The sequence below is a fragment of the Streptomonospora sp. PA3 genome, from assembly GCF_009728995.1.
Classification (GTDB): Bacteria; Actinomycetota; Actinomycetes; order Streptosporangiales; family Streptosporangiaceae; genus Streptomonospora.
Window position 1 is genome coordinate 179,852 of the sequence record NZ_VTZW01000008.1, and the last position, 14,762, is coordinate 194,613.

Consider the following 14,762-nt stretch of genomic DNA (forward strand, 5'->3'; position numbering starts at 1 on the left):
AACAGTCTGCCATGCCCGCTCATTCCCGCCCCGCACCGGGTCCGCCCAGCGGCGCGTCCTCGGTGCCGGCGGCGCCTTCGGGGCGCTCGGCCAGCCCCATCCGCAGGAACAGCTCCGGGGCGCCCAGCGCGCTCCAGACGCCCAGCACCGCGGTGAGCAGGTACTCGCGCAGCACGCCCGCCGCACCGGAGGCCTCGGGGACGGCCACGTTCACCGCCGCGAGGATCAGCACGGTGCCGGAGAGGCCGATCACATAGCGCGCCGCGCGCGAGACCGCCGATCCCGCGGCGCTGTACCAGCCGCGGGCCCGCAGCGCCGACAGTCCGGCCACGCCGCCGAAGAAGGCGCCCGCCAGGCCGGCCGTGTACTCCAGCGACGCTCCGGCGAGCCCGGGCGGCACCGACCCGGTCCACTCCTCGGGCGGGCTCCAGTCGGCGTGAAAGAGCGCCTGCCAGCCGGCGGCGAACAGCAGCACGGCCAGCGACAGCGCCAGCGCGGCGCCGGCCTGCGCGGGCAGGCCGAGGCGGCGCCAGCGGGCCAGCACCGCGTCCTCGTGGCGCAGGGCCGCCCACAGCACCACGGCGCCCACTGCCCAGCCTGCCAGGATGTCGGTGACGAAGTGCGCGCCCAGGTAGATCCGGCTCACGGCGACCGCCGCCACGATCGCGGCGACCGTGCCCCACACCCAGCGCCTGCGGGCCAGCATGGCCGCGTAGCCCCACAGCGCCAGGGAGGTGGTCGCGTGGGCGGAGGGGGCACCGAAGGTCGTCGGGGTGGCCAGCGGGCGCACCGAGTGGACGTACCAGGAGGGGCGCGGGGTGTGCAGGAGGACCTTGAACAGGTCGTTGACCAGGCCGGCGCCGGTCACCACGACGAAGAGCCGGGCGCCCAGGCCCGCATGCAGACTCCAGAAGACGAGCGCCACCAGCACCGGAACCGTCGCCTGGGAGCCGAGGAGGCTGACGGCCTCCATGGGAGCTTGCAGCCACCCGCCCCAGCTCTGGAACCACTCGACGACGCCCGCCTCGGCGTCCCACACCGCGTCCATGCACACCTCGCGTGGAGAACTCAGAGTCTGGAGCGCGCCTTACCGGTGCGTTCCGCCACCGAATTCCAGACCTCGGGTCGAAGGGTGATCGTAGACGTCCGCCCGGCGTTTCCCCAACTCGAGCACGGGGCGGACACCGCCGCGGGCCGGCCGCGCCGGGTGCCGGGGACGGGCTGCGTCCTGTTCGAGAAGCCGGACACCACAAGGGTTGCGGCGATGGGGCTGTGATGCGCAGCGTCTTTTGCTGGGGTGGCGGTGGGCTGACCGGCGGGCGGCCCCCGCCGTTGTCGAACACGACCTAACCGGCGGCCTTCTCCGCCTGGGCGCGCAGGGCCTGGACCGCCGCCGCCGGATCCTCGGCCTTGTACACCGAGGAACCGGCGACGAAGACGTCGGCGCCGGCCTCGGCGGCCCGCTCGACGGTCTCGTCGGTGATACCGCCGTCCACCTGCAGCCAGATCGATCCCCCGGTGGCCGCGATCAGTTCACGGGCGCGGCGGATCTTGGGCAGCACGATGTCGAGGAACCGCTGCCCGCCGAACCCCGGTTCGACGGTCATCAGCAGCAGCATGTCGACCTCGGGCACCAGGTCGGCGTAGGACTCCAGAGCGGTGCCGGGGTTCAGCGCCAGCCCGGCCCGCGCCCCCTGCCCGCGGATCTCGCGCAGGGTCCGCACCGGGGAGCGCGCCGCCTCGGCGTGCACGGTGACGCTGCCGGCCCCGGCTTCGGCGTAGGCGGGCGCCCAGCGGTCGGGGTCCTCGATCATCAGGTGGCAGTCCATCGGCACGGTCACCGCCTTGAGCAGCGACTCCACGACCGGTAGGCCCAGGGTCAGGTTGGGCACGAAGTGGTTGTCCATCACGTCGACGTGCAGCCAGTCGGCCGCGCCGGACACCGCCGCGGCCTCGTCGGCCAGGCGGGCGAAGTCGGCGGAGAGGATGCTGGGTGAGATTTGGATTGCCACGCCGCCGAGTCTATTAGCGCATCGCCGCCGCCCGGCGGCCCCCGCGCCGGGCCCCGCCGGCGAGCGCCGCGGCCGCGGGCGGGGCCGGCGCGGCGGGTCAGCGCTTGCGCAGCAGCGCGAGGAACATGGCGTCGGTGCCGTGCCGGTGCGGCCAGAACTGCACGTACTCCCCGCGCGGGCCGGCCGCGATACCGGGGACCTCGTCGAGGTAGTCGGCGGCGCGCAGCGGCTCGGCGTCGGAGCGCTCGGCCAGCACCGCCTCGACGATGCCGCGGGTCTCGGCCAGATGCGGCGAGCAGGTCACATACGCCACCGCACCGCCCGAGCGCGCGGAGTCCAGCGCGCTGCGCAGCAGGTCGCGCTGCAGCGGCGCGAGCCCTTCGGCGGTCTCGGGGGTTCGCCGCCAGCGCGCCTCGGGGCGGCGGCGCAGCGCACCCAGACCGGTGCAGGGGGCGTCGACGAGCACCCGGTCGAAGGAGCCCGCACGCCAGGCGGGGCGCGTGGAGTCGGCCACCACCGTGCGGGCGGCGTCGCGCACCGAGCGCTCCACGGCACCGGCGACCAGGCCGGCGCGGGCCGCCTGCACCTCGGCCGCCAGCAGGCGGGCGTCCCGCTTGCCGGCGAGCCCGCCCAGCAGGGCGGCCTTGCCGCCGGGCCCCGCGCAGGCGTCCAGCCAGCGGGCGTCGGGGCCCTCGACACCGACCCGGGTCAGCGCCAGGGCGACGAGCTGGCTGGCCTCGTCCTGGACGGCGGCGCGCCGCTGGCGGACCTCGCGCAGCAGCGCGGGGTCGCCTTCGGACAGGTAGGCGCCGTAGGGCGAGTACTGCGCGGCCGTGGCTCCGCCGGCGACGAGGTCGGCCACCGCGGCCCGCCCGGGCTTGGCCACCAGCGTCACCCGCGGCCGCTCGTTGTGGGCGGCCAGCAGCTGCTCGGTCTCGGCGAGGGGCGCGGCCTCGGCCGCGTCGGTGTCGGCGCCGCCGGGGGCGCCGGGGGCGCCGGGGTCTTCGCCCAGAGCCGCGGCCAGGGCCTCGACGATCCAGCGCGGGTGGCTGTGGACCACGCTGAGATGGCCGACGGGGTCGGCGGCGCGGTCGGGGGCCACGACCGCCGTCCAGTCCCGCATGCTGCGGCGGCCCACCTTGCGCAGGACGGCGTTGGCGAACCGACTGCGGTGGTGGCCGACCACCCGGCGGGCCAGGTCGACGGTCGCGCTTACGGCGGCGTGGGGCGGGATGGCGGTGGAGAGGAGCTGGTGGGCGCCCAGCCGCAGCACCGGCAGCACCTCGCTGTCCACCGACTGCAGCGAGCGGTCGATGCAGGCGTCCAAGATCGCGTCGTAGGTGCCCTGGCGGCGCAGGGCGCCGTAGGTCAGCTCGGTGGCGAGTGCCGCGTCGCGCCCCTGCAGGCCGCGTTCGCGCAGCATCGAGGGCAGCAGGAGGTTGGCGTAGGCGTCGCGGTCCTGCACGGCCCGCAGCACGTCGTAGGCGGTCCGGCGGGCGGGGTCCTTGGGGGCGGGCGGCGTGTTCTTGCCGCCCTTCCCCCGGTTCCTGCGGGGGGAAGGGGAGGGCGAACTGGAACGGTCACTCACAGGGAACTCCGCCTTCAGCGTCACCGGGGGATCTGCACGGGGTCCGCGCGCTCGGCCCCTGGACACGGGCAGGCGCCGGATTCGCGACTCGAATCTCGTTCGGACCGGGTTCCGAGGATACTCACTCTGCGTACCCGATGCCGCGTATCGCCGGGATTCGGCGCGACCGCAGGCGCGGGGCCGGGGGGACGCGGCCCCCGAACGAGCGGGCGGGAGGGGCGGTGCGTCTGGACTGACGAGCGAGGCCCCGCACACCCGCGGAAAAGCACGAGCGACCGAGCGAGGAGGGAAGACGGCGCGTCGAAGCACCCCGCAGGCCAGCGGAAAGCACAGTGCGGGCCGAAGGGGTGCGGCGCCGTCCGGACCGACGAGCGAGACAGCAAGGCCCTGCACACCCGTGGAAAACCCGCGCGCGGATCGCGGGCGGGCGGATCAGGTGGCGCTGAGCACGTCCTCGTCGGTGGGGCGCACGCCCCGCGCCCAGTCGACCGCGGGCATGGGGCGCTTGCCCTGGGGCTGGACCTCGCCCAGCTCCACGGGATGGGTGGCGGTGCCGGCGAACACGCGGTCCTTGGCGACACCCAGGCGGCCGGGCGGCAGGGCGTCGGCGTCGGTGACCGGGCGCACGGGGCCGAGCTTCAGGCGCTCGCCGCGGAAGGTCGTCCAGGCGCCGGGCGCCGGGGTGCAGGCCCGGATGAGGCGGTCGACCCGCATGGCGGGCGCGGTGAAGTCGACCTCGGCGTCGGCGGCGGTGAGCTTCGGCGCGTAGGTGACCCCGTCGTCGCCCTGCGGGCGCGGCTGGAGTTCGCCGGACTCGATGCCGTCCAGGGTGCGCAGCAGCAGGTCCGCCCCCGACTCGGCGAGGCGTGCGAGCAGGTCGCCGCTGGTGTCGCGCGGGCCGATCCGCTCGACCACCGTGCCGAAGACGGGGCCGGAGTCGAGGTCGGGTTCGATGCGGAAGGTCGCCGCGCCGGTGAGGTCGTCGCCGTGCAGCACCGCGTGCTGCACCGGCGCCGCGCCGCGCCACTGCGGCAGCAGCGAGAAGTGCAGGTTGACCCAGCCGTGCTCGGGGATGTCCAGCGCCTCCTGGCGCAGCAGCGCGCCGTAGGCCACAACGGGGCAGCAGTCGGGTGCGATGGCCCGCAGCCGGTCCAGGAAATCCGGGTCACTGGCCTTCTCCGGCTTGAGCACCTCCACGCCGGCCTCTTCGGCCGCCTGGGCGACGGGGCTCGGCGACAGCCGCCGGCCGCGCCCTGAGCGCGCGTCGGGCCGGGTCGCCACCGCCGCCACCTCGTGGCGGGATCCCAGCAGCGTCGTGAGCGAGGGCACCGCTGCTTCGGGGGTTCCTGCGAAGACGAGTTTCATCCGGACCGCTCTTTCTCACCGATCTCGTTTCGACCTGGCCTCTTGTCTACCAGTCCGCCCGCCGGCGCGGGCGGTGCTCGCCGGTCGCGCCGCATCGGCGCAGCGCGGCGGGGGTGTCGGCGGGTTCTGGTAAACCTGAGTGACGATGACTGGGCCACCCGATCCCGACGAGGGGCTGCTGTTCGACGTGCCGCCGGGCGCGGCATCCGAGCGGGCGGCGGGCTCGGCGGGACAGGGCGCGGAGGCGGCGGAACCGGGCCGGGCACCGGGCGGCCGGCGCAGCCGCGGCAAGGCCGCCGCGAGCGCCGCGGGCGCCAAGCGGCCCAAGCAGCAGCGCCCCGCCGAGCACCTGCCCGTCGCGCGCGTCGCCGTCGACACTCCGCTCCCCCACCTCGACCGCCTCTTCGACTACCGGGTGCCCGAGACCATGGACGCCGCCGCCGTGCCCGGCTGCCGGGTACGGGTGCGGTTCAACGGGCAGCTGCTCGCCGGGTTTTTGATCGAGCGCCGCGCCGATTCGGACTTCCAGGGCCGGCTGGCCTATCTGCACCAGGTGGTCTCCCCCGAACCGGTCCTCACCCCCGAGATCAGCGGGCTCGCCCGCGCGGTCGCCGACCGCTACGCGGGCACGCTCAGCGACGTGCTGCGGCTGGCGGTGCCGCCACGCCACGCCCGCGTCGAGAAGGAGGACCCGGCTTGGCCGGAACCCGGCGGCGCACACGGCGCGGCTCCGGGCTCCGACGGCGGAGAGCACGAAGCGCCGGAGCAGCGCGCGGCCGAGCCGGCCGCCGACCCCGGCGCCGGTCGGGAGCCGGGGCGGTCCCGCGGTGCCCGATCCGCCGCCGAAGCGGAGGTCTCGCGTCCCTGCGAGCCGACCGCGCCGCCCGCTGCCGGGTCCCCCGCCGGCACGGCGGACTCCGAGGGGACCCCGCCGCCCGAAGGGCCGCGGCCCTCCACCGCAACCGCCCCTGCCCCGTCCGCCGCATCAGGCGTGGACGCCGCTCCCGAGCCCGGTCCGTGGGCGGACTATCCGGCCGGGCGCTCCTTCCTGGCCGCCCTGTACGCGGGATCGGCGCCGCGGGCCGTGTGGACGGCGCTGCCGGGCCCCGACTGGGCCGACGCGATCGCCGTCGCGGCCGCCACCGCCGACGCCGCCGGCCGGGGGGCGGTCGTCGTCGTGCCCGACGGCCGCGACGTCGGCGCCGTCGACGCCGCCCTGTCCCGGCGGCTGGGCGAGGGCCGCCACGTCGCGCTGACGGCCGGTCTCGGCCCGGCCGAGCGCTACCGCCGGTGGCTGGCGGTGCTGCGGGGCCGCGTCCGCGTCGTCGTGGGCACGCGGGCGGCCGCCTTCGCGCCGGTCGCCGATCTCGGCCTGGCGGTCCTCTGGGACGACGGCGACGACGTGCACGCCGACCCGCACGCGCCCTACCCGCACGCGCGCACGGTGCTGTCCCTGCGCGCGCACCGGGCGGGCGCGGCGGCGCTGATCGGCGGCTTCACGTGCACCAGCGAGACCGCCCAGCTCATCGAGTCCGGCTGGGCGCACCCGCTGGCGGCCGACCGGGCGACGGTGCGCGCACGGGCCCCGCGCGTGCAGGCCTCGGGCGACGACAGCGAACTCGCCCGCGACGAGGCCGCCCGCACCGCCCGGATCCCCAGCCTCGCACTGCGCGTCGCCCGCGAGGCCGCCCACAGCGGGCCGGTGCTCATCCAGGTGCCCCGCCGCGGCTACCTGGCCTCGCTGGCCTGCGCGTCCTGCCGGACCCCGGCGCGGTGCGGGTCCTGCCAGGGGCCGCTGGCGGTGCGCGGGGCGCACGCGATGCCCTACTGCCGCTGGTGCGGCCGGATCGCGGGCGAGTGGAGCTGCGCGTCGTGCGGTGGGGCCGGGCTGCGCGCGGGCGTGGTCGGCGCGCGCCGCACCGCCGAGGAGCTGGGGCGGGCGTTCCCCGCTCTGACCGTGCGCACCTCCGGCCGGGAGGAGGTGCTGACCGAGGTCGGCGAGCGGCCCGCGCTGGTGGTGGCCACGCCCGGTGCCGAGCCCGCGGCCCGGGGCGGCTACGCCGCGGCGGTGCTGCTGGACGGGTGGGCGCTGCTGGGGCGCGCCGATCTGCGCGCCTCCGAGGAGGCGCTGCGGCGCTGGTGCAACGCGGCGGCCCTGGTCCGCCCGGCGGCCGAGGGCGGCCGCGTGGTGGTCGTCGCCGACACGCAGATCCCGGCGACGCAGGCCCTGGTCCGCTGGGACCCGGGCGGCTTCGCCGAGCGCGAGCTCGCCGAGCGGCGCGAGCTGGGATTCCCACCGGCGGTGACGATGGCGTCGGTCACCGGCGACCCGGCCCACGTGCGCGAACTGCTCGACCAGGTCGCGCTGCCCGCATCGGCCGAGCTGCTGGGTCCCGTGCCGGTGGGGGGCGGCACGGGCGGGGACGCCGGCGACCCCCCGGCCGAGCGCGCCCTGCTGCGCGTCCCGCGCACCGACACCCCGGCCCTGGCCGCCGCCCTGAAGTCCGCGGCCTCGGCCCGCAGCGCCCGCAAGGACGAGCATCTGGCCCAGATCCGGATGGATCCGCTGGAAGTGGTGTAGGCCACAGGTCGCCTTGCGGCATTCCGGGCCAATTGTCGGAGGGCGGCTCGGGAGAATCGCAGCGTACTCGCCCGTAACCGAACACGGATCCGAATACTGGTCCTCATGAAAGCGAGGAGGCATCATGGTTGTCATGAGCATCGGCGAGACGGATCCGCGCCCTTTGACCGTCGAGGACCTGGAGCGCATGCCGGACGACGGCAGGCGGTACGAGCTGGTCGAAGGGCGGCTTGACGTGTCGCCGGCGCCGACCTTCCTGCACAACCTCATCATCGATCGATTGAACTTCGCCCTCACCAAGCAGGCCCCGAAGGGCTTCATCGTGGTAGGCGGAGTCGGAATCAACTTCAACGCCGACCGCACCCATCACCGGATCCCCGATCTCACGGTGATTCCGCGGACCGCGCGCGAAACCCCGTACCTCACACGCGCACCCCTGCTGGCTGTGGAGATCGTTTCGAAGTCGAGCGTGTTCCGCGATCACCACACCAAGCGCAACGAGTACGCCAAGTTCGGGGTCGAGTCCTACTGGATCATCAACCCCGACGCAGAGGAACCCGGGCTACTGGAGCTCCGCCTGGAAGACGGTCAGTACCGAGAGGAGTCGCAGACTTTCGGGCGGCAGATCTTCAAGACGGAACATCCCTTTCCCGTGAGTCTGGTCCCCTACTGGCTGCTGGCTGACAGCGACGACTGGGTCGACCACATCGACGGCAGCGAGACGACCGACGACTCCTGACGGCTCTTAGACCGCACCGAACGATTCGGGTGCGTCCGCATGTGAAGGCGGGCGCGGCGCACCGGGCGCGCGCCGCGGCCGCCCGCACCCTCACTCCGGTCTTGCCGGCTCCGGGGTCCCGGCCAGTGTGTCGCTCGCCGCCTCCAGTTCCAGCAGCATCCGCTCGGCCTCCACCAGCAGGCCGCCGTGGACGCGGACGTCGCCGAGATCGTCGCCGCCCCCGGTGCCGCTATCGCCGTGGCTCTTGATCCGCGTCATCTCGTCGTGGAGCTCGCGGGCGCGCACGACGCTGTCGGCGAACTCCTCGCCCACGTCGTCGAGCCGCCCGGGTTCGACGTCGGCGAGCAGGCCGACCGCGGCGCGGACGTGGTCCAGGAACTCGCCGTAGCGCTGCAGGAACGCCACCTGCGCCGGGTTGGAGGTGTCGGTGACCCGCCGCAGAATGTCGGTGACCGACCGCAGGCGCCCGCCCGCGCTGGAGACCTCTCCGATGAGCCGACCGTAGACGTCCAGGTAGGGCCGAGTGCGGTCCAGCAGCCGGCGCGGATTCCAGCGCATGCTCTCCTGCGCGCCGCCGACCGCGTCCAGGGCCTGGCTGCCCAGCGACTCGATCCGCCGCGCCCGGTAGGCCCAGTCGTCGCCCTCCGAACCGCTCAGGGAGCCGTCGCGCATCGACGCCGCCATGTCCCCCAGCAGTTCCCGCAGCGACCCGGCGACGCTGGACAGCCCGTACTGCGCGCCGCGGTAGCGCATGGGCGGCAGCAGCAGCACGTTGACGATCAGCCCGATGGCGCAACCCAGCAGCACCAGTCCGATCAGCTCGGCCAGCACCGCGATGCGGTCGACGGTCTCGCCGCTGGTGATGAAGACGGAGTAGGCGAAGAACGCCGAGGTCGTCACCAGGCTGCCCTGCCGGCGCAGCGGGCGCCACTGGCCCAGCAGCAGCGCCGCCACCGCCACCGTGAAGAAGGTGAGCAGGTTGGGCTCGAAGAAGAACCCCAGCATGCCCTGCAGGGACACGCCCAGGACCGCCGCGGCGACGAAGCGCAGGGAGGACACGACCGAGTCGCGGACGGTGGCCTGGATGATCAGAATCGCCGCGAACGGCGCGAACGCCGGCGACTGGGCGTGCAGCAGCGGCGCCGCGGTCCCCCAGGCGGCGGTGGCCGCGATCGCGCTCTTGCCGACCAGCAGCAGCGTGTCGCGTTCCGGCCCGGCGTGGCTGCGGGCGCGCCGCAGCGCGGCGGCGGCGCGGGCCAAACGAGTGGTGGGGGCGTGGCTCTCGGATGGGCCGGCCTGCGGTTCGGCCGTTTCGGACATGGGGCTCCCCAGGGAAGGCGGGGTCGGGTGGGGTGGGGATCGGACCTCGGCACGGCTACCCCCGACCCGAGCGCTCACGCGTGCGGTGCCTCACGCGATCGCCCCGCCGCGTGTCGCCCTTGCCCGCCGACCCGCCCGCGCGTTACAGGCGGTCAGACCGCGTCGTCCCGGTGCGCCGGGTGCGACCGGTAGAGGTCGCGCAGCAGGGCGACCTCGGCGTGGTGATGGATGATCTCGCGGTTGACGTGCAGCGCCAGGGCGGCGAAGGGCAGATGCGACCACTGCGGGGGTTCTGCGGCGCCCACCGGCGCGGCGAACTCGGCGTCGCCGAGCCTGCGCAGATGTGCGCACCAGCGGTGGTAGGCCCGCTCCAGCCGGTCGAGGGCGGCCTCCGCGCTCCCGGGCAGCAGGGCGTTCTCCCTCGACAGGGTCCGGTCGCCGAAGTGGTGGTCGATGCGCGTCTCCAGCACGCCCACGATGATGTGGCTCAGCCGCCAGGCGATCGTGGTCACCGGCGGCGGGTCGGGCTCGGGCCATGCGAAGTCGGCGGCGAAGGAGCCGTCCGGGCGCGGACGCACCGACCAGCAGCCCTCGACCGGCTCCCAGAAGTACTCGTCGTCGTCCAGTCCCTGCAGCCGGGGCCGCATCGCCTCGGTCCAGTGCTGCTCCAGTTGGCCGAGGATCTCCGCGCCCCACTCCGGCGCCGCCATGGCCCCTCCCGCTGCCGTGCCGCTCGCCTGCCCTTCGTCCGGACCCGCCCCGCGCCCGTTCTCTCGGACGCCCCCGCTGTCGGCCGCCGGCATCCTTCAGCGGCGGCCGACACCGGCGAGGACGCCCGTCGGCTCCGCGCTGACCTCCTCGTCGGGATAGGGCCACCACGCCATGTCGGCGAGACCGGGCTCGATCAGCGTGAACGGCTCGAACACCGCGGCCGCGACCTCGCGGCGGTGCGGATCCCCCGCGTGGGAGACCGCCTGGGCGATGGCGACGTGCCCGCCGGGGCCCATCCGCGCGTGCAGCGCGCGGACCAGGTCGCAGACGGGGACGCCGTCGCGGCGCAGCGCCGTGGTGTCGGTGATCAGCACCCCCACGGGCTCGGCGAGGTCGACCAGCCCGCTTCCGGCGAGGGCGCCGAGCAGCGTCGCCGGATCCATGCGGTCCACGGCGACCACGGCCGCGGCCGACTCGCCCTCGCCCGCGCGGCCGCCGCGCAGGGCGGCGCTGGACTCGGCGTCGACGTAGACGACGCGGGCGCCGTGGGCGTACTCGCGCGCGGCCCGGCCGATGCCCTCGCCGACCGGCAGGCGCGAGCCCAGGTCGACGAACCGGCGCACCCCGGCGTCGGCGGCCAGATAGCCGACGGCCCGGCGCAGGAACCCGCGCCGGGCCTCGATCAGGGGGCCGCCCGCCTGCGCCGGCACGTCCGCGCGCGGGCGGGCGGCGGCGGAACCGCCGCCTTCTCCCGCCTCGCCCGGAGCGCCGGCGGCCGCGCCGCGCGCGCGGCCGGGCGCGGCGGGCACGCGTCCCCGGCGCCCGCCGATGTGCACGACGCGCTGATCGGGGACCTCGGCCACAGGCTGGTCGTCGTCGATGTGCACCGCTCGCCGGTGGTCAGTCACGGTCGCGCTCCCCGAGCCGTCGGCCGGTGCCGCGGTCGCCCGGCGCCGCTACGGGAGCGTGGTGGACACGGCCCGCGGCTCCGGGGCGGTGGCCGGTCGGCCGCCGCACCTTCGTTAGCGCCCGATGTTACCGGTTGTGAGCCAGATCATTCACCCGCGGAAAACTTCACCGCTCCTTCTCCCGATGCTCCCCTTGCCATCCGCCCGGGCTCCGCACCCCTGCCGCAGCCCCTCCCCCGCCGGTGCGACCCCGATTAACAGGCGGCTGCGCCGGTCGTGGATACTGTGAGGCGCCTGACCTCCCGCCGAGGGCGCCGGATCCCGCTGGTCCCGGCTGCCGCGGTCCCCCAGCACGATCCGGGGGCGTTCGCCTGCCCGGCGGGAGGACCCGGGATTCGAAGGGAGCGGACGTGACCGAGGCGGCGCACGGCGGCGGCACGCCGGGACGCCCCCTGGAGGGGGTCCGCGTGGCCGACCTGTCCCGCGTGCTGGCCGGACCGTACGCGACCATGCTGCTGGCCGACATGGGCGCCGACGTGGTCAAGATCGAGCACCCCGAGCGCGGTGACGACACCCGCGCCTGGGGGCCGCCGTGGGCGGGCGGCGAAGCCGGCTACTTCCTCGCGGTCAACCGCAACAAGCGCAGCCTGGCCGTGGACCTCAAGGATCCCGAGGGCCTGGAGGCGGTGCAGGACATCTGCGCGAGCGCCGACGTCGTCGTACAGAACTTCCGCCCCGGCGTCGCCGACCGGCTGGGCCTGGGCCACGCCGCCGTGAGCGCGCGCAACCCCGCCGTCGTCTACTGCTCGATCAGCGGATTCGGCCCCGAGCACGAACCGGCCGAGCGCCCCGGCTTCGACCTCATCGTCCAGGCCGAGAGCGGGTTCATGGCCGCCACCGGCGACGCGGACGGGCCGCCCACCAAGGCCGGGGTGGCCATCACCGACGTGCTCACCGGCCTCAACGCCGCGGTGTCGATCCTGGGCGCGCTGGTGCGGGCGCGCGCGGCCGGCCGCGGTGAGCACATCAGCGTCTCCCTGGTCAATTCGGCGCTGTCGGGACTGGCCAACGTCACCCAGCAGGCGCTGCTCACCGGCGCGGAACCCCCGCGCGTGGGCAACGCCCACGGATCGATCGTGCCGTATCAGGCGTTTCCCACCGCCGACTCCGACATCGTCGTCGCCGCCGGCAACGACGCGCTCTACCGGCGGCTGTGCGAGGTCCTCGGCCGCGGCGACCTCGCCGCCGACCCGCGGTTCGCCACCAACCCCGACCGGGTCGCGCACCGTGCCGAACTCGTCGCCCAGATCTCCGCGGAGCTGCGCCGGCGCCCGGCCGAGGAGTGGCTGGAGCTGCTGCTGGAGGCCGGCGTACCGGTGGGGCGGGTGCGCGGTGTCCTCGACGCGCTGCGCAGTGCCGACGCGGCCGGCGACGACGTGCTGCTGAGCACCCGGCATCCCGCCGCCGGCGAACTGGAGCTGGTGCGCGCCGGCTTCCGGCTGGACTCCGCGGCGCGGGGCGCGGGCACCACCGCCCCTCCCCCGCTGCTGGGCGAGCACTCGGCGCGCGTGCTGGAGGAGTCAGGCGTGCCCGCCGACCGCGTGGCCCGGCTGATCGCGCGCGGCGCGGTGCACCAGGCCGGGCAGGGCGGCGGCGCCGCCCCCGCGCACGCGCCGCCCGCCGACTGACATCCACCGCAGCATCCGCACCGGTCGGCGCGGCACCGCGCCGACCGGCCCGCCGCAGGACCGCCGGCGAACCCCGAGGAGGAACCCAGCAGTGAGCGACCAGCACCGGCCCCAGGCTCCCGATCCGCAGGACTTCCTCGCGGTCGACTCGACGCTGTCGGCGGAGGAGGCCGACATCCGCGACACGGTCCGCGCATTCGCCGACCGCGAGCTGCGCCCCCACGTCGCCGAGTGGTTCGAGGCCGGCACGCTGCCCGACCCGCGCGGGCTGGCCCGGGCGTTCGGCGGGCTGGGCGTGCTGGGCATGCACCTGCAGGGCTACGGGTGCGCCGGGGCCGGTGCGGTCTCCTACGGCCTGGCCTGCCGCGAGTTGGAGGCGGTGGACTCCGGGCTGCGCAGCTTCGTTTCGGTGCAGGGGTCGCTGGCCATGTTCGCCATCCACCGGTTCGGCTCCGAGGAGCAGAAGGCCGCCTGGCTGCCGCGGATGGCCGCGGGCGAGGCGATCGGCTGCTTCGGCCTGACCGAGCCCGACTCCGGCAGCGACCCCGGGTCGATGCGCACCCGCGCCCGGCGCGACGGCTCGGACTGGGTGCTGGACGGCACCAAGATGTGGATCACCAACGGGTCGGTCGCCGACGTCGCCGTCGTGTGGGCCGCCACCGACGAGGGGGTCCGCGGGTTCCTGGTGCCCACCGACACCCCCGGCTTCACCGCCAACACGATCCACCGCAAGCTCTCCCTGCGCGCCTCGATCACCTCCGAGCTGGTGCTGGAGGGCGTGCGGCTGCCGGGCGACGCGCTGCTGCCCGGCTCCTCGGGGCTGGGCTCGCCGCTGTCCTGCCTCAACGAGGCCCGCTTCGGCATCGTGTGGGGCGCGGCCGGCGCGGCACGCGCCTGCTACAGCGCCGCGCTGGACTACGCGGCCACCCGCGAGCAGTTCGGCGGCCCCATCGCCGGCTTCCAGCTCACCCAGCGCAAGCTCGCCGACATGGTGCTCGACGTCAACCAGGCCGGGCTGACGGCCCTGCAGATCGGCCGCCTCAAGGAGGCCGGCGCCTGCCACCGCAACCACATCAGCCTGGGCAAGTTCGGCAACGTCGCCGCCGCCCAGCGCGTGGCCCGCGCCGCACGCTCGCTGCACGGCGCCAACGGCATCACCCTGGAGTACCCGGTCATGCGGCACATGGTGAACCTGGAGACGGTGGCCACCTACGAGGGCACCGAGGAGATCCACGCGCTGAGCATCGGGCAGGCGGTGACGGGAATCCCGGCCTTCCGGTAGCCGGACACCCGCCGAGCGCGCCCCCGGCGCGCTCCGGGGTGCGGCCGGTGCGCACAAGCACCACAATGGGTGGCAACCGAGCAAGGGAGACGTCGATGCCAGACCAGGTCGGCCGCTTTCCCCGCACACGGCTGCGGCGCACCGCCAACGCCGTCATCGCGGGCTTCATCAGGTACGGCATCAGCCCCGGCGACATGCGGCTGCTGACCACGCGCGGCAGCCGGACCGGGTTCCTGCGCACCACGCCCGTCAGCCTGGTGGAGAACGAGTCCGGCAGGTTCCTCGTCGGGGTCTACGGCGAGACCGGGTGGGTGCGCAACCTCCGCCGCGACGGCTTCGGCACGCTGCGCCACGGCGGGTGGATCGAACTGATCAGCGTCCTGGAGGCAGACCGCGAGCGCGCGGCCCCGGTGCTCAAGCAGTACCTGGACCACCCGCGCGCGGCGGTGGTGGCCGACCAGTTCACCGCCGCCCCGGACTCCTCGGTCGACGCCTTCGAGCAGGAGGTCGACACCCACCCGGTCTTCGAGATCGTCCGCAGCACCACCGTGCGCCTGTAGCCGCCCGC

12 protein-coding genes are annotated in these 14,762 nt (G+C 75.3%); 5 read left to right on the forward strand and 7 right to left on the reverse strand.

What is annotated here, in order from left to right:
• Positions 1 to 19 precede the first annotated feature (19 nt).
• From FZ103_RS06700 to fmt, 4 genes are all read right to left on the reverse strand, one after another.
• On the reverse strand, positions 20 to 1,048 hold the full coding sequence (locus FZ103_RS06700; RefSeq protein ID WP_155999672.1) for a phosphatase PAP2 family protein: 1,029 nt from the start codon (positions 1,046 to 1,048) through the stop codon (positions 20 to 22).
• 298 nt (positions 1,049 to 1,346) lie between these two features.
• Positions 1,347 to 2,012 (reverse strand): ribulose-phosphate 3-epimerase, encoded by a 666-nt coding sequence (gene rpe, locus FZ103_RS06705; RefSeq protein WP_186355917.1) that lies wholly within the window; start codon positions 2,010 to 2,012, stop codon positions 1,347 to 1,349.
• A 97-nt stretch (positions 2,013 to 2,109) separates the two neighbouring features.
• Complete coding sequence (locus tag FZ103_RS06710; protein WP_186355918.1) at positions 2,110 to 3,600, reverse strand: transcription antitermination factor NusB; 1,491 nt, start codon at positions 3,598 to 3,600, stop codon at positions 2,110 to 2,112.
• 432 nt (positions 3,601 to 4,032) lie between these two features.
• Positions 4,033 to 4,965, reverse strand: coding sequence for a methionyl-tRNA formyltransferase (fmt, locus tag FZ103_RS06715; protein ID WP_155999675.1), 933 nt, complete (start codon positions 4,963 to 4,965; stop codon positions 4,033 to 4,035).
• A 145-nt stretch (positions 4,966 to 5,110) separates the two neighbouring features.
• Here fmt and FZ103_RS06720 point away from each other — a divergent pair, with 145 nt between their 5' ends.
• Both FZ103_RS06720 and FZ103_RS06725 read left to right on the forward strand, forming a co-directional pair.
• Positions 5,111 to 7,546: a primosomal protein N' gene (locus FZ103_RS06720; protein WP_155999678.1), complete on the forward strand. Its 2,436-nt coding sequence runs from the start codon at positions 5,111 to 5,113 to the stop codon at positions 7,544 to 7,546.
• A gap of 124 nt (positions 7,547 to 7,670) precedes the next feature.
• On the forward strand, positions 7,671 to 8,285 hold the full coding sequence (locus FZ103_RS06725; protein ID WP_186355919.1) for a Uma2 family endonuclease: 615 nt from the start codon (positions 7,671 to 7,673) through the stop codon (positions 8,283 to 8,285).
• 90 nt (positions 8,286 to 8,375) lie between these two features.
• Here FZ103_RS06725 and FZ103_RS06730 read toward each other — a convergent pair whose 3' ends face one another.
• The 3 genes from FZ103_RS06730 to FZ103_RS06740 all read right to left on the reverse strand — a co-directional run bounded on the left by FZ103_RS06730 (position 8,376) and on the right by FZ103_RS06740 (position 11,224).
• Positions 8,376 to 9,605: an aromatic acid exporter family protein gene (locus FZ103_RS06730; RefSeq protein ID WP_155999682.1), complete on the reverse strand. Its 1,230-nt coding sequence runs from the start codon at positions 9,603 to 9,605 to the stop codon at positions 8,376 to 8,378.
• A gap of 152 nt (positions 9,606 to 9,757) precedes the next feature.
• Positions 9,758 to 10,315 carry a DinB family protein gene (locus FZ103_RS06735; protein WP_155999684.1) on the reverse strand — a complete coding sequence of 186 codons (558 nt, stop codon included), beginning with the start codon at positions 10,313 to 10,315 and terminating at the stop codon, positions 9,758 to 9,760.
• Between the two features lie 96 nt (positions 10,316 to 10,411).
• Positions 10,412 to 11,224, reverse strand: a complete 813-nt coding sequence (locus FZ103_RS06740) for an SAM-dependent methyltransferase (protein ID WP_155999686.1) — start codon at positions 11,222 to 11,224, stop codon at positions 10,412 to 10,414.
• A gap of 410 nt (positions 11,225 to 11,634) precedes the next feature.
• On the opposite strand from FZ103_RS06740, the gene FZ103_RS06745 reads away from it, so the two are divergent.
• The 3 genes from FZ103_RS06745 (at position 11,635) to FZ103_RS06755 (ending at position 14,754) form a co-directional block, all read left to right on the forward strand.
• Positions 11,635 to 12,912, forward strand: a complete 1,278-nt coding sequence (locus FZ103_RS06745; protein ID WP_343233415.1) for a CoA transferase — start codon at positions 11,635 to 11,637, stop codon at positions 12,910 to 12,912.
• A 91-nt stretch (positions 12,913 to 13,003) separates the two neighbouring features.
• Positions 13,004 to 14,194 (forward strand): acyl-CoA dehydrogenase family protein, encoded by a 1,191-nt coding sequence (locus FZ103_RS06750; protein ID WP_186355920.1) that lies wholly within the window; start codon positions 13,004 to 13,006, stop codon positions 14,192 to 14,194.
• 95 nt (positions 14,195 to 14,289) lie between these two features.
• Positions 14,290 to 14,754, forward strand: coding sequence for a nitroreductase/quinone reductase family protein (locus FZ103_RS06755; RefSeq protein WP_155999688.1), 465 nt, complete (start codon positions 14,290 to 14,292; stop codon positions 14,752 to 14,754).
• The last annotated feature ends 8 nt before the right edge of the window (positions 14,755 to 14,762 follow it).

What these genes read in the sequence shown, in the direction of transcription:
- FZ103_RS06700 (WP_155999672.1), bottom strand. Translation starts at nt 1,048, where the DNA reads ATGGACGCGGTGTGGGACGCCGAGGCGGGCGTCGTCGAGTGGTTCCAG.
- fmt (WP_155999675.1), bottom strand. Translation starts at nt 4,965, where the DNA reads ATGAAACTCGTCTTCGCAGGAACCCCCGAAGCAGCGGTGCCCTCGCTC.
- FZ103_RS06720 (WP_155999678.1), top strand. Translation starts at nt 5,111, where the DNA reads ATGACTGGGCCACCCGATCCCGACGAGGGGCTGCTGTTCGACGTGCCG.
- FZ103_RS06725 (WP_186355919.1), top strand. Translation starts at nt 7,671, where the DNA reads ATGGTTGTCATGAGCATCGGCGAGACGGATCCGCGCCCTTTGACCGTC.
- FZ103_RS06730 (WP_155999682.1), bottom strand. Translation starts at nt 9,605, where the DNA reads ATGTCCGAAACGGCCGAACCGCAGGCCGGCCCATCCGAGAGCCACGCC.
- FZ103_RS06735 (WP_155999684.1), bottom strand. Translation starts at nt 10,315, where the DNA reads ATGGCGGCGCCGGAGTGGGGCGCGGAGATCCTCGGCCAACTGGAGCAG.
- FZ103_RS06755 (WP_155999688.1), top strand. Translation starts at nt 14,290, where the DNA reads ATGCCAGACCAGGTCGGCCGCTTTCCCCGCACACGGCTGCGGCGCACC.